14 protein-coding genes, 1 pseudogene and 1 riboswitch are annotated in these 14,025 nt (G+C 69.1%); of the genes and pseudogenes, 5 read left to right on the top strand and 10 right to left on the bottom strand.

Annotated elements, in window-relative coordinates; genetic code table 11:
- Positions 1–100: 100 nt before the first annotated feature.
- The 6 genes from FHX32_RS29205 to FHX32_RS29180 form a co-directional block, all read right to left on the bottom strand.
- Positions 101–832, bottom strand: a complete 732-nt coding sequence (locus FHX32_RS29205) for an amino acid ABC transporter ATP-binding protein (protein WP_167190351.1) — start codon at positions 830–832, stop codon at positions 101–103.
- A complete protein-coding gene (locus FHX32_RS29200; protein WP_167190348.1) occupies positions 829–1,599 on the bottom strand; it encodes an amino acid ABC transporter permease in 771 nt (256 codons plus the stop codon). Before FHX32_RS29200 ends, FHX32_RS29205 begins: the two co-directional genes overlap by 4 nt.
- Before the next feature lie 91 nt (positions 1,600–1,690).
- Positions 1,691–2,527 (bottom strand): ABC transporter substrate-binding protein, encoded by an 837-nt coding sequence (locus FHX32_RS29195; protein WP_167190345.1) that lies wholly within the window; start codon positions 2,525–2,527, stop codon positions 1,691–1,693.
- A 230-nt stretch (positions 2,528–2,757) separates the two neighbouring features.
- Positions 2,758–2,870, bottom strand: a riboswitch (SAM riboswitch).
- A gap of 78 nt (positions 2,871–2,948) precedes the next feature.
- Positions 2,949–3,710: a prenyltransferase/squalene oxidase repeat-containing protein gene (locus tag FHX32_RS29190; protein ID WP_167190342.1), complete on the bottom strand. Its 762-nt coding sequence runs from the start codon at positions 3,708–3,710 to the stop codon at positions 2,949–2,951.
- 9 nt (positions 3,711–3,719) lie between these two features.
- Positions 3,720–4,028, bottom strand: a complete 309-nt coding sequence (locus FHX32_RS29185) for a transposase (RefSeq protein WP_167190339.1) — start codon at positions 4,026–4,028, stop codon at positions 3,720–3,722.
- Positions 4,029–4,121: 93 nt separating this feature from the next.
- Complete coding sequence (locus FHX32_RS29180) at positions 4,122–4,529, bottom strand: hypothetical protein (protein WP_167190336.1); 408 nt, start codon at positions 4,527–4,529, stop codon at positions 4,122–4,124.
- Between FHX32_RS29180 and FHX32_RS29175 the strand changes: the two genes are divergently transcribed.
- Both FHX32_RS29175 and FHX32_RS29170 read left to right on the top strand, forming a co-directional pair.
- Positions 4,507–5,711 (top strand): IS3 family transposase gene (locus tag FHX32_RS29175; protein ID WP_486481391.1). Its coding sequence is split into 2 segments (ribosomal slippage): positions 4,507–4,738 and positions 4,738–5,711, totalling 1,206 coding nucleotides; the frame shifts between segments, so codons are not numbered across the junction. The genes FHX32_RS29180 and FHX32_RS29175 overlap by 23 nt on opposite strands.
- Before the next feature lie 163 nt (positions 5,712–5,874).
- Entirely contained in the window at positions 5,875–6,903 is a 1,029-nt protein-coding gene (locus tag FHX32_RS29170) for an IS110 family RNA-guided transposase (protein ID WP_167181226.1), read from the top strand.
- A gap of 456 nt (positions 6,904–7,359) precedes the next feature.
- Here FHX32_RS29170 and FHX32_RS29165 read toward each other — a convergent pair whose 3' ends face one another.
- Positions 7,360–7,923: a TetR family transcriptional regulator gene (locus tag FHX32_RS29165; RefSeq protein WP_167190333.1), complete on the bottom strand. Its 564-nt coding sequence runs from the start codon at positions 7,921–7,923 to the stop codon at positions 7,360–7,362.
- Positions 7,924–8,024: 101 nt separating this feature from the next.
- Here FHX32_RS29165 and FHX32_RS29160 point away from each other — a divergent pair, with 101 nt between their 5' ends.
- Positions 8,025–8,381: a nuclear transport factor 2 family protein gene (locus tag FHX32_RS29160; RefSeq protein WP_167190330.1), complete on the top strand. Its 357-nt coding sequence runs from the start codon at positions 8,025–8,027 to the stop codon at positions 8,379–8,381.
- 451 nt (positions 8,382–8,832) lie between these two features.
- Entirely contained in the window at positions 8,833–10,968 is a 2,136-nt protein-coding gene (locus FHX32_RS29155) for an MMPL family transporter (RefSeq protein WP_167190326.1), read from the top strand.
- 79 nt (positions 10,969–11,047) lie between these two features.
- On the opposite strand, the pseudogene FHX32_RS35475 reads toward FHX32_RS29155, so the two are convergent.
- The 3 genes and pseudogenes from FHX32_RS35475 to FHX32_RS29145 all read right to left on the bottom strand — a co-directional run.
- Positions 11,048–11,357 (bottom strand): annotated as a pseudogene (locus tag FHX32_RS35475) (phosphorothioated DNA-binding restriction endonuclease); the annotation flags it as partial.
- An 82-nt stretch (positions 11,358–11,439) separates the two neighbouring features.
- Positions 11,440–12,366 (bottom strand): IS3 family transposase, encoded by a 927-nt coding sequence (locus tag FHX32_RS29150; RefSeq protein WP_208419471.1) that lies wholly within the window; start codon positions 12,364–12,366, stop codon positions 11,440–11,442.
- 2 nt (positions 12,367–12,368) lie between these two features.
- Complete coding sequence (locus FHX32_RS29145) at positions 12,369–12,668, bottom strand: transposase (protein ID WP_167190323.1); 300 nt, start codon at positions 12,666–12,668, stop codon at positions 12,369–12,371.
- 274 nt (positions 12,669–12,942) lie between these two features.
- Between FHX32_RS29145 and FHX32_RS29140 the strand changes: the two genes are divergently transcribed.
- Positions 12,943–13,983, top strand: coding sequence for a LacI family DNA-binding transcriptional regulator (locus tag FHX32_RS29140; protein ID WP_167190320.1), 1,041 nt, complete (start codon positions 12,943–12,945; stop codon positions 13,981–13,983).
- The last annotated feature ends 42 nt before the right edge of the window (positions 13,984–14,025 follow it).

The following is a 14,025-nucleotide window of genomic DNA, read 5'->3' as shown; positions in this document are numbered from 1 at the left end:
CGGCATTCTGCTCTGCCGCCGGCCGCAGGCGTTTCAGGCATCACGGCCCGTTGAGCGCGTTCTTCCGAACTGGTGGTGCGGCGAGTAAGGCGCCGTGCCACTAGAGGACTTGGGCGAGGAAGCGTTGCAGTCGGGGGTGCTCGGCTGATTCGAAGATGGCAGCCGGAGAGCCCGCCTCCAGCACCACGCCCCGGTCCATGAACGCGACGGTGTCGGCCACCTCACGGGCGAAGCCCATCTCGTGGGTGACCACCACCATCGTCATGCCGCCCGCGGACAGCTCCGCCATCAGCGACAGCACGCCCTTGACCAGTTCGGGGTCCAGCGCCGAGGTCGCCTCGTCGAAGAGCATCACCTGCGGTTGCAGCGCGAGCGCGCGGGCGATGGCTACCCGTTGCTGCTGCCCGCCGGAGAGCTGCGCCGGCCGGGCGTCGGCCTTCGCGGCGAGCCCCACCCGGTCCAGCTGGTGCCGGGCCACCGCCACGGCCTCCTCCTCGGAGAGCTTGCGGAGCCGCCGCAGCGCGAGGGTGACGTTGCGCAGGACGCTCATGTGCGGGAAGAGGTTGAACTGCTGGAACACCATGCCGATCCGTTGCCGGAGCTGGTCCGGGTCGTCCCGGAGGACGCTGCGGCCGTCGAGCAGCACGTCGCCGCGGTCCGGCTCGATCAGGCGGTTGATCGTCCGCAGCAGGGTGGACTTGCCGGAGCCGGACGGGCCAATCACACATGCGGTCCCGCCGCGGGCCACATCCAGGTCCGCGCCACGGAGCACCCGGTTGGGTCCGAAGGCGAGGTGCACGTCGCGGACGCTCACGCTGACCGAGGTGTTCATCGCGGCCCCCCTTCCCCCGCGCTCTGTAGCGCAAGGTCATCGTCTTCACCGGCCGGGACGGCCGGGCGCCCGTGCCGAAGGCGGCGGTCGATCCAGTTGACCGCGTGGGTCAGCGGCACCGTCAGCACCAGGTAGAAGAGTCCGGCCAGCAGCAGCGCCGACTGGTTACCGGTGTTCGCCGCGTAGTCCTGCCCGATCCGGAACAGCTCCCGCTGGCTGGCCAGCAGGCCCAGGAAGTACACCAGGCTGGAGTCCTTGATCAGCGCGATCAGCTGGTTCACCCACGCTGGCAGCACGCGACGCACGCCCTGCGGGATGATGACGACCCGCATCGCCTCACCCCAGGAGAAGCCGAGGGCGCGGGCACCCTCCAGTTGCGCGGCCTCCACGGACTGGATGCCAGAGCGGAAGATCTCCCCGATGTACGCCGCCGCGATCAGCGACAGCGCGAGGATCCCGAGCGGGTAGGGGTTCGGGCCCCAGATCTCCATGCCGAGCGGCGCGAGGCCGACGCCGATCAGCAGGATCGTCGCCGCCGCCGGCAGGCCGCGGAACACGTCGGTGTAGACGCGGGCCGGCCAGCGCAACCAGCGGGTACGCGAGATGCCGGCGACCGCCAGCAGCATGCCCAGCACCGAGCCGAGCAGGGCGGCGGAGACCGCCAGGATCAGCGTGTTGGGCAGCCCGACGGTCAGCATCTCGGGCAGCGCCTCGCGCATGGAGTCCCAGTCGAAGAAGGTCTCCCACAACGTGCTCAACGGATCCATCGTTCGCTTCTCCTACCGCCCCGCTCGCTCGTTCGTCCTGTTAAGAGGGGCCCTTCCAGCTCGCCAGGCATTGCGAAGGGGCCCGTACTTGTCAGCCGACCGCGACCGTGCCGCTACCCGGCTTGAATTCGACGGGGATCGGCCGACCCGGGTAGTACTGCTCCTGCAGCCGCGCCCAGGTGCCGTCGGCGATCACCTGGTCGAGCGCCTTGTCCAGGGCCTCGCGCAGCGCGTCGTTCTCCTTGGCGAAGGCGTACGCGGTCGGGGCCGGGCTGAGCTCCTTGGCCGCCACGCTGATCTTGCCGCCGCTCTCGGCCGCCGACTTCTCGCCGATCTCGGCGGGGGCGATCCAGGCGTCCGCGGTGCCGGCCTTGAGCTGGTTGATCGCGCCGTTGTAGTCCGGCACGCGGACCGGGTTGAGGCCCTCGCGGGTGGCGTAGTCGTCTTGGACGGTGCCCTGCACGACGACCACGCGCTTGCCCTTGAGCTGGTCGAAGCTGGTGATGGTGGAGCCGGTCGGGACGTCGAGTCCGAAGTAGCCGAAGTCGTAGCCGTTGCCGAAGTCGACGGTCTTCTTCCGTGCCTCGGTGATGGTGATCGAGGAACTGCCAACGTCGAACTTGCGGTTGGCGACCTGCGACAGCAGCGCGGAGAAGTCGGTGCCGACGAACTCCACCTTCAGGCCGACCTTGGCCGCGGCCGCGACCAGCAGGTCGTTGTCGAAGCCGGTGAACGTCCCGTCCTTCAGGTAGACGTTCGGCGGTGCGTCGGTGAGCGTGCCGGCGCGCAGCACGCCGGGCTGAAGCAGGTTGTAGGGGTTGTCGGCCGCGCCGGCGGCGTCGTCACCGCAGGCGGTGAGCGCGGTGGTGCCGAGGACGGCGGCGACGGTGAGGGCAGCGGCCCGGGTCAAGGCAGACGTGAATCGCACAGGAGTCTCCGAGGTGGTGCGGGCGACGCGCACGGGCGTGCAACGCCGACGGTGCGCCCGGTGGGCGTACCGCTGGGGTAAATCCGAGGGAAGGGAAGCGGCGCGGTCAGCTACACGCGGCGCTGCAGATCCGCATCATGTCGACGTGGCGGCGCCGGGTCAGGGCCGGCAGTGGGGCGTCGATGCGAACGGACACAGCTCTCCTCCAGGCCGGTGCTTGACCTGGGTCCAGGCCACGCTTGCACCGGAGCCTGCTCCGGTGCCTGGTCCTCACCCGGGGCACCCCTACGTGGACGAGGGTTGCCGGCCAGCAAGCCGGGGCTTGACGCTGGCGCTCATGACCTGACGCCGAGGCTAGCAGGGCGTGACGGTGCGCCGTCCAGCCGTTATGACCACCCTCACGTGCCGCCGTACCGCGGGTTCACACCAGGCCGGCGACGGCGGCTATCGCGGTGATGGCGACCGCCACCTGCTCGGCGCGTGGACCGTCGACCGGCCACGAGCCGTCCGGACGCTGCGTGGCGGTGAGCCGCCGGACCACAGCGGGAAACACCGGATGGTCCGGGGGCAGCAACGCCGTCCGCAGTGCCCATCCGGCGCGGGCGACGTCGGCCGGCGGCGCGTCGAGCAGCCGCCGCGCCAGGATGTCCAGCCCTTGGTCCGCGTCCGCACGCAGCCCCACCGCCCACAGCAGGGCGGCGGCGAGCCAGGTGGTGGTGAGGCACGATGGCCAGGCACCTGAGGCCTCGACGCCCTCGCGCACCGCCCGGGCGGCCCGGCCGGCCGCCTCGGGTCGGTCCAGGACCGCCAGGCACCAGCCGACGTTGGCAGGTAGGTGGAGTGGGTCCGGCGACGGTAGGCGTCCAGCATCCACCGCCGAGCGCACCGTGCCGTCTGGCGCGACCAGCGCGGCGAGCCCATCGACGCACCGGTCAACCCGTGAGCTGTACTGCAGGTCCAACTCGATGATCTGGGCGAGCCGTTCGCACGTTGCCGCCACGGAGGGGGCACCGGTCGACCAGGGTGCGGGGAAACCACCCTCGGGCGACTGGTCGGCGAACAACGCGTCCGCCACGTCCAGCGGCGTTGGCCACACCCCGGTCAGCACCGTCGCCAGTCGGTGCCCGTCTGGCTCGTCACCGTGCGCGATCACCCACTCGACTGCTGCACCAGTGTCGATCACGAGCCAAACCTAACAAGATCCGGAGCCGAGCTGAGGCACAGCCTTCTTCCATGCCTGGCGGCGGACCCGGTCGGCGGCGTCGGTGGCCCAGGCGACCACGTGGAGCGCATCAGCGCAGCCGACGGCGTTCGGGCAGCATCGAGCTGCCCGACTTCCCGTGGGAGGAGGTGCGGACGCTGCTGTGGCGGCCCGGTGACCCGGACATCCGGATCTTGCGACACCGGCTACGACGCCGCCCGGCTGGTCTGGCTGCTGTCCGACTTGCCCATGCGCTCCTGGTCGGCCGATCCGCTCGGACCGGGTCCTACGATTTCCCATGCCGCATCCGGCGGCGCGACTGATCCGAGCCGCCCGGGCGGGAGCTGGTCAGGATCAGGGGAGCCGTCGCGACCGCGACCGGTTGGGTCAGCGTCACTGAACGAGCCGATCCTCAATAAAATACATGCGCTTCAGGATCTTCCCTTCCTTGCTTTTGTTGTAACTGTGGTATTTCTTCTCCGGGTCGGCGTCCGACCAGGTTATTGATGCGATGAGATCGTTTTTGTGGTGCTCTAGTCGATCCGTATTCAGGTAACTTTCATCAGGCTGCCAGTCTCGTGGCAGGTCGTCGCTCTCCCTGTAGAAGTACATGTAGAAAACCCTGCTCTTGGTTCCCGTTCCTTGGACTTCTCCCTCAATCCGGTGATTCTTACCGTATTTTTCAACCAGTTCTTTCAGTTCTACCAGATCCTTGGGCTTCCCCCTGAGATGTGGACACCCTGAGACTGGATGTTGGTCCAGAGGAAGGGGTGTCCCGTTGGGGCGTCCATCGAAGTACACGGAAGAGTTCCGGCGTGACGCGGTTGACCTGGTCCGTTCGTCGCAGCGGCCTATCAACCAGGTGGCGCGTGAGCTCGGGATGAGTCACGAGACGCTGCGCAACTGGGTCCGCGCCGCCGAACGCCAGACCAAGGCCGCCGAGCCCGTCTCGGGTGGGGACGGGCTGTCGGTGGCCGACAAGGACGCCGAGATCGCCCGCCTGCGGCGTGAGAACGCGGAGTTGCGGCAGGAGAAGGAGATCCTGCGCAAGGCAGCCGCCTATTTCGCGAAGGAGATGGATCGGTGACCAGCCGCTTCCGGTTCATCTCCGCCCACCGTGCCACGTTCGGCGTCAAGCGGCTGTGCCGGATCCTGGCGGTGTCCCGCTCCGGGTTCTACCGCTGGACGGCAAGCGAGCCGGCCCGGCAGGCTCGCGCCGCCGACGAGGATGCCCTCGCCGAGCAAATCACCAGGATTCACGCCGACTCCGGTGGCACCTACGGATCCCCTCGGGTGACCGTCGAGCTGCACGAGCGGGGTGTGCGGGTCAACCGCAAACGGGTCGAGCGGATCATGCGGCAACGGGATGTCGTGGGTCGGCACCTGCGCCGCCGCAAACGGACCACGATCCCGGATCCTGCCGTCCCGCCGGCGCCGGACCTGATCGGCCGGGACTTCACCGCCACCGCACCGGACCAGCGGTGGTGCGGCGACATCACCTACCTGCGCGTCGGTGCCGGCTGGTTGTATCTGGCCACGGTCATCGACATCGCCACCCGACGGCTGATCGGCTGGTCGATCAACATCCACATGCGCACCGGCCTGGTCATCGACGCCCTGGACGCCGCGGTCGCCGCCCGCGGCGGCCGGGTCGACGGCGTGATCTTCCACTCGGACAGGGGCGCCCAATACGGCAGCGGCGACTTCGCCGACGCCTGCCGCCGCCACGGTGTCCGCCGCTCGATGGGGCGCACCGGCTCGTCGTATGACAACGCCCTGGCCGAGGCGTTCTTCGCCACCCTCAAGCGGGAACTCGACGTCGACCGCCGCACCTGGACCAGCGAAGCCGACGCCCGCCGCGACGTCTTCCGCTGGATCGCCTTCTACAACCACCGACGCCGCCACTCCGCACTCGGCTACCTCAGCCCCGCCAACTACGAACAAACCCTGCAACCGACTACGCTGCAACAGATCGCGGCATAACCCGGTGTCCACATCCCGGGGGGAACCTCACCTCGGGTGGATTCAGAATCATGTAATGTTTTTTGATGCGATGAAGGAGCGGGGCCTCCGCTCCTCGTGACAGTCACCCTGGTCAGGGGTTTCCCTGGGGTTGTCACGACGTACCACGACGAAGGAGGCCCCTGTGGACGAGTATGACGGCCGGCAGTATGTGGGGATAGATCTGCACCGGCGGCGCAGTGTGATCGTGCGGATGAGGCCGGACGGTGAGCGGATCGGGCCGGTGGTGCGTATCGCCAGCGACCCGGTGGAGTTCGCCGCCCAGGTTGGCTTGTGGGGCGAGGCTCCGGAGGTGGTGCTGGAGGCCACCTATGGCTGGTACTGGGCCGCGGACGTCCTCGCCGACGCCGGCGCCACGGTGCACCTGGCTCACCCGTTGGGGGTGAAGGGTTTTGCGTATCGGCGGGTGAAGAACGACGAGCGTGACGCCGCCGACCTGGCTGACCTGCTGCGTATGGGCCGCCTGCCGGAGGCGTGGATCGCGCCGCCGCAGGTGCGGGCACTGCGGGAGCCTGTACGGCACCGGGCCAAGCTCGTCGCGTTGCGTTCCGGGCTCAAGGCACAGGTCCACGCCGTGCTCGCCCGGCAGGGCGTCACCCTGGCGCCCTCGGACATGTTCGGCGCGGCCGGCCGGCGGCAGCTCGACGAGCTGCGACTCGATCCACCGTTCCAGGCCCGCGTGCTGTCACTGCTCCGCCTGATCGACGCCTACGGCTTCGAGATCGACCTGGTCGGCAAGCGGATCAGCGCCGAGTTGACCCACCACGCGGGGTTCCGGGCGATCCAGGCACTGCCCGGCGTGGGTCCCGTGCTGGGCGCGGTGTTCGTCGCCGAGATCGGCGATGTCACCCGCTTCACCCGTCCGCAGCAGCTGTGCTCCTGGGCCGGCATGACACCCCGGCACCGCGAGTCGGACACGAAAGTCCACCGTGGGCGCATCACCAAGCAGGGCAACAACCTCGTCCGCTGGGCCGCGGTCGAGGCCGTCCAACGCGTCCACCACGGGCCCCTCGCCGCCACCAAAGCCCGGCTCGCCGCCCGGCGGGGCACCAACATCGCCAAGGTCGCCGCCGCCCGCGAACTACTCACCCTCGTCTTCTACGGCCTCCGCGACGGACACATCCGCTGCCTGACCAACCACCGAGCGGCATGAACACCCCCAGTCCCGGCGCGGCCAGGCGCGAGGTCGTGGTCTGTCTGACCCCCACCGGCGTGGTCGAGCGATTTTGATTGACCCCGCCTGGCCGCGGCCGTTTCACTTCATGCCACCAGGGCAGACCTGCGTGGCGAAGGAATGACCGGCACCGGGACCCTCCCGGCTTGCCAACTCGTCCACATTACGGACGGTGAAGAACACGGCCACACCCCCCACAACTTCACCAGCTGAGCGTGTGTCTCCCGGCGCACCGATTGTGCGCCGCACGGGATCGGCGTCAAGACCAAGCCGCTGACGCGGCCGACCTCCGGTCGAATCTTGACCCCGACCCCTCACCGGCGTTTGCCTGCACCAAGCCGGGAATCAGCACAAACCGGAGGCAGCAGTCCGGCCAAGAAGGGTTGACACGGCCCCACTCCTTCAGGAATGACAGACCCATGTGACGTTGGAGTACTAACGCGTCGAGTACGCGGTGAGGAGTAGATCCAACTCCCGGCGGAGCTCGGCTTTCGCCGCAGGGTCGCGCGCGAGCAACAGGCCCGCCTCGCAGAGCGCCCCGACCAGCAGGTGGGTGCGGGCCTCGATATTGCCCCCGCTCGCGCGCTCCAGGCCGCGGCGAAGCAGGGCGACGAGGTAGTCGTCCTCGATGCGGCGAACCTCCTGCCAGCCGAGGACCGCCGGTCCGTCCAGCAGGATGATCTGCCGCACGGCCGAGTCGAGACAGGCGTCGAGAAACGCGGCGCAGCCGGCCCGGATGGCCCGCCAGGGGTCGGCCGTCCCGCCGGCCGCGGCAACCAGCCGCTCCACGAGCCGCTGCTCCTCGCGTACGAAGACCGCCCGGAACAGTCCGATCTTCCCGTCGAAGTGGTGGTACACCGCTCCCTTGGTGACCCCGGCGGCGCGCGCGACGTCGTCGATGGAGGTGGCCGCGTAGCCGTCGCGGCCGAACAGCCCGGCCGCCGTCTCCACCAGTCCCGAGGTCGTGGCCTCCGTCCGCTCCGCCTGCGTACGCCGCATCCCTGCTCCCTCCACTTGACATCACATACTACGGGTACGTAACTTCCATACCGCAAGTACGTACCTTTGAGTACGTATCTTTTCTAGCTGAGGAGATGCCGATGCCTGACTTCGTCGAGCGGTGGGCGGCGGCCTGGGGTGACCCCACGCCGGAGAAGATCCGTACCCTGAGCGATCCGGACATCGTGATGACCTGGCCGGGTCTGGCGGAGCCGATTCGCGGGGCCGACGCCTGGGTGAGCCGGGTCGCCGGAACCCTCCAGCGCTTCCCCGACCTGCGGCTCGAGGTGACGGACCACGCCCAGCGCGACGACCTGCTGTTCATCAGCTGGCGGGCCCGGGCGACCGTCGCCGGTGTCGCTATCGAGTGGCAGGGCATCGACCGGATGCGCATGCGCGACGGCGTCGTGACGGAATCCCTGGTCGCCTTCGACACCGCGCCGCTTCGCGCCGGTTAGTCGCAACGCCGCGCGGTCCTTGCCAAGCTGGGCCGGCACGACGAGGGGACGCCCCGGTCGAAGGAGGAAGCGGTGGGGTGGTCGAAGAAGTTCGTCGACATCTTCATCGACGCCGGGCTCGACGTGAAGGTCGACGTCCGCCCGGCGTACGAGAGGCCGAAGGCGGTCTGATGTACGCGGGGAGCCGGCTGTGGTGGCCGGCGCCCCTGCCTCATTTGTCAGCAGCAAGTACATCAGCAACATCTTCAGCAAGCCCGGGATGCCGCCGTCGGACGACGACAACCGCTGACTGCTCGCGTACCTGAGCGGCTGAGACTCACGCGACGCGCGTTACCTCCAGCGTCCGAGCGGTACGCTGCCACACGGGGTAGCGAAGGCTGATCGGTAGCGTGCCGAGCGGGCGCGCAGGGGACCCGGACGTCGGTCAGGCCGAACAGACGGGGGATTGCATATGTTCGAGCGGCTGGGCAGATTCGTCGTACGCAGGGCGTGGTGGGTGATTGCCGGCTGGCTGCTCGCGGCGTTCGCCATCATCTTCACCGCACCGTCGCTCGGCGACATCACCTCCGCCGATCAGGAAAGCTTCCTGCCCCGCTCCTACGAGTCCGTGCAGGCCACCGAACTCGGACAGAAGGCATTCCCGCAGGCGGCCACCGCCACCGTGATCGTCGTGGTCAAACGCGCCGACGGGCAGCCGCTCACCCCGGCGGACGAGGCGACGGTCAGCCAGCTCGCCCAGTCGCTCAAGGCCGAGAACATCCCGCACACGTCCGGCTACCTGACCGGCCCGCAGGCGGTCGCGCCGGACAAGTCGGTGCAGGTGGTCAACGTCGGGCTCGACGCTCCCGCCCCGGACGACCCGGCGCTGCTCGACGCCGTACGCGATCTGCGCGCGGCCATCGGCCCAGAGCTGGCGGGCAGCGGGCTGACCGCGGGTGTGGCCGGCGACGTGGCAAGCTTCGTCGACAACGAGGACACCTTCAACGACGCCTTCTCCGTGGTCGGCATCGCGACGATCATCCTGATCATCGGACTGATCCTGCTCATCTTCCGCAGCCCCATCGCCGCGCTGCTGCCCATCGTGGTCATCAGCGTCGTCATGAGCGTCACGACCGGGCTGGTCGCCGCCGCGGGTAAGGCATTCGATCTCACCGTCAGCCAGGATCTGCAGACGATCCTGCTGATCGTGCTGTTCGGCATCGGCACCGACTACATCCTGTTCCTGCTCTTCCGCTACCGCGAGCGGCTGCGGGCCGGTGACGACAAGCGCACTGCGATGATCGTCTCCGTCCAGCGGGTCGGCGAGGTCATCACGTCGGCCGCGGGAGCGGTCATCGTCGCGTTCCTCGTACTGCTCCTCGCCTCCCTGGGCTTCTTCGGCTCGCTCGGCCCGGCGCTGGCCATCGCCGTCGGCGTCATGCTGGTCACCTCGCTCACGCTCATCCCGGCGGTCGTCTCGCTGCTCGGCCGGTTCGTCTTCTGGCCGTCCAAGGCGTGGCAGCGCCCGCCCAAGCCCACCATGTCGCACCGGCTCGGCAACCTCATCGGGCGCCGGCCGGCGCTCGTCGCGGCGGCATCCGGCGCCCTGCTGGTCGCGCTCGCCGCGGGCGTGCTGGGCTACAAGGCCGACTACGACTTCAGCGCCGGCTTCCCGCAGGACACCGAGTCGGCGAAGGCCGCGCAGGATCTGCAGCGCGGGTTCGCCGCCGGTGCGCTCGCCCCCACCGAGGTCTACCTGACCACCGGCAACGGGACGCCGCTGACCGACCAACAGATCAGCGAGTTCGCGGCGGCCGCGGCGAAGGCCCCAGGGGTGGGTCAGGCGCAGCCTCCGCAGCGCGGCAGCGACCCGAGCGTGGCCCGGGTCAACCTGCTGCTCAACGAGAATCCGGTCTCCAACGAGGCGATCACGCTCGTCCGCGAGGACCTGCGCGACGCCGTGCACGCGGCCGCTCCAGCCGGCACCAAGGCGCTGGTTGGCGGGACCACCGCGATTTTCGCGGACATCAACTCGGCGAACAACCGCGACCTGTCGGTGATCCTGCCGGTGGCGGCCGGCCTGATCGCGCTCATCCTCGCGTTGCTGCTGCGGAGCCTGGTCGCGCCGATCTACCTCGTGATCGCGGTGCTGCTGAACTTCGCCGCCACGCTGGGCGCCACGGTCTACCTCTTCCAAGGCGTGCAGGGCGAGCCTGGCGTCACCTTCCAGCTGCCAATCATCCTCTACCTGTTCGTGGTGGCGATCGGCACCGACTACAACATCCTGATGATCGCCCGATTGCGTGAGGAGGCACGGGAGGGCAACGAGCCGCGCCAGGCCGCCGCCGTTGGCGTCGAACACGCCGGGCCGACGGTCGCCGCGGCGGGCCTGATCCTCGCCGGTACGTTCGCGGTGCTGATGCTCGCGCCGATCTCGTTCCTGCAGCAGATGGGTTTCGCCGTGGCGATCGGGATCGTGTTGTCAGCGTTCGTCATGTCGATGTTCTTCGTCCCCGCCCTGACCGCGCTGATCGGACACAAGGCGTGGTGGCCGGGGCACGGGGACGAGCGACCGGCCGGCGGGCGGCACGCCGCCCCGACGCCCTGACGCCGGAGAGCGTGAGGCAGGCGTAGCGGGCGGCGCAGCCACGCGGGAACGAGTGTCGGGAGGAGCAGGCTGCGGACGCTCACACCGCCAGAGGATCGCCCTTGAACACCTCGCGTTGGTGCCACGCCACATGATGGCGGGCGGGAACCGGCGTGCCGGCCGCGGTCGCAGGGGCCGGCCGTGCAGGTCATACACGGTGCGGCCGGTGGCGGTGCGCGCAGTGAAGGCCGTCGAGACGGTGATGTTCAGGTCGTCATCGAGCCCCAAAGCACCGAAGTCGAAGAGCTTGTGGTGCAACACGCAGAGCGCGAGCTCGTGGTCGGGCTGTCCGGCCTATCGAACGACTACCAACGCACATGCGCGGCCTCTACAGCACCAGACGCACCGCCCGCTCCCGCAGGTCTCTCGGGCACTGCATCGGCATGGTCAGATCCTCTCAAGCAAAGAGGTCTCTACCAGCCGCGGGGCGGTTCAAGGTGTCAATCCCCTGGAAGCGTGGAGGGCTCCCTTATGCGGCTTGAGCCTCCAGAGCTCGCGCCGTTGATCGTTCGTAGTCGATTGGTGAGCGGCCGGCGCAGACGGAATGCCGGCGGCGCCGGTTGTAGAAGTCGGTGATCCAGGTGGCGATCTTGATCCGGGCTTCGGTTCGGGTGCGGAACTGCCGGCGGTGGATGTACTCGACCTTGATGGCGGAGAAGGTGGCCTCGGCGACGGCGTTGTCGAAGCACGACCCGACCCGGCCCATGGACTGGCGTACCCGCCACCGGGCGCATGCCTTGGCGAAATCGGCGGAGGTGTATTCGGCGAGTTCAATCGGTCGTTGTGGAAGATCACTCCGGCGATGTCGCCGCCGCGGGTGACCGCGGCCATGTTCAACGCCGCGACGACCAGGCCGGCGTCATGGTGGGCGCCCATGGCGTAGCCGAGGATGCGGCGGGAGTACAGGTCGATGACGGTGGCGAGGTAGAGCTTGCCCTCGTCGGTGGCGATCTCGGTCATGTCACCGCACCAGGCAACATCCGGCGCCGGCGCGGTGAACCTTTGCTTGATCAGGTCCGGGGCAGCCGGGCGTTTGCCCGGGCGGGTCAGCCCACGGCGACGACGCTTGGCCCGCGCGACGAGCCCCGACTCGGCCATCACCGCCGCGACGGTGTTATCGGAGACCTGCCAACCCTGTTCACGCAGCTCGTCACCGATACGCGGGCTGCCGTAGGTGCCGCCGGAGTCCTCGAAGACCCTGTGCACCGCAGCGGCCAGCCGGATCCGACGGTCCTGCCGGGGTGTGGGCGGCCGGTCGCGCCACTTGTAGAACCAGGACTGCGACACGCCGAGGGCTCGGCAGGCCACCGCGTGGGGCACCTCGTGCTCGGTCCTCTGGGAAGCGATGAAGGCGGCCACCCTCACCGGCCCGTCGCTTCCTTGACCCACAGGACCACAGATCGCTTGAGGACATCACGCTCCATCGCCAACTCGGCGTTCTCCCGCCGCAACCTGGCCAACTCAGCCCGCTCGTCCTCCGACAGCCCACCCGCAGCGGCCTCGCCCCGGGCCTCGCGGTCCTTCTTCACCCAGTTCGCCAGAGTCCCGTCGTTGATCCCCAGGTCACGCGCGACCTGAGCGATCGGCTTCCCGGTCTCACGCACGATCCGCACCGCTCCCGCACGGAACTCCGGATCGAACCGGCGTCTCGTCTCAGCCATGAACCCCTATCCCTCAAGTCCTGGCCTCCACGCTACGCGGGGAACCGCACCGTGTAGGGCAGCATCGTGATGGGTGCTGGCGGCTACCGGTGGACAGTCGATACCAGCCACGCCTCCCGTCTCCTGATCGGGCGGTCCGGTCCGGTCAGGGTCGACGCCAGTCACTGATTGTGATCGGAGGGAGCCATTGATCTGTTTGCTAAACCGGTCTAGCATCCCCCAAACCGGTTTAGTAGCCGGGGCTACTCCGCAGTATGGGGAAGGAGGCCGACAGTTGGTCAGACAAGGTCGACCGACGATCACCGATGTCGCCCGTGCCGCCGGGGTCTCCAAGGGAGCGGTTTCCTTCGCCCTCAACGGCCGGCCCGGGGTGGCCGAGGAGACCCGCCAGCGGATCCTGGCGACGGCGAAGGCGCTGGGCTGGACCCCGAGCCACCGCGCCCGGGCCCTGTCCACCTCCCGGGCGTTCGCCGTCGGCCTGGTCCTTGCCCGCCCGCCGGAGCTGCTCGGCGCCGATCCGTTCTTCCCCGCCTTCATCGCCGGTGTGGAACGGGTCCTCGCCGAGCGGAACCAGGCGCTGGTCCTGCAGGTCGTCACCAGCCAGCGGGCGGAGGAGGAAGGCTACCGGCGGCTGGCCGCCGATGGCCGGGTGGACGGGGTGTTCCTCCTCGACCTGCGGATCGCCGATCCCCGGATCGCCCTGCTGGAGGAGCTGCGGCTGCCTGCCGTCACCCTCGGCCGTCCCGACGTGGCCAGCCCGTTCCCGGCGGTGCTCGTCGACGATCGACGGGGGATCACCGCCGCGGTACGCCATCTGGTGGAGATGGGGCACCGGCACGTCGCGCACGTCGCAGGCCCGGATCACTTCCTGCATGGGACGGCCCGACGCAACGCCTGGGAGAACGCGCTGCGGGCCGCCGGATTGCCGCCCGGGCCCTGCGTGCCCGCCGACTTCTCGGCTGCCGGTGGAGCCCAGGCAACCCATCAACTGCTCGATCTGGCCGATCCGCCGACCGCGATCATCTACGCCAACGACGTGATGGCAATGGCCGGCATGGCCGTGGCCCGGGACCGTGGCCTAGACGTCCCGGGCCGGCTTTCGGTCACCGGCTTCGACGACACCGAACTGGCCGCCCACATCAGCCCGGCGCTGACCAGCGTCCGGACCGATCCGTCCGGGTGGGGTGGCGTCGCCGCCCGCACCCTGCTCGACCTCATCGACGGCGATGGCGGCGGCGACGTCGAGATGCCTCCCGCCCAGCTCGTCGTCCGCGCCTCCACCGCCCCACCACCCACACCACACCAATCGCCGTGACTGGCCGGCCGGCCGGTCACGGCAGTCGAGATCGGAGACCCA

The sequence above is a fragment of the Micromonospora sp. CNZ280 genome, from assembly GCF_011759515.1.
Note: the sequence above shows the minus strand (reverse complement) of the source record. Positions and strands in the feature narration are given on the sequence as shown.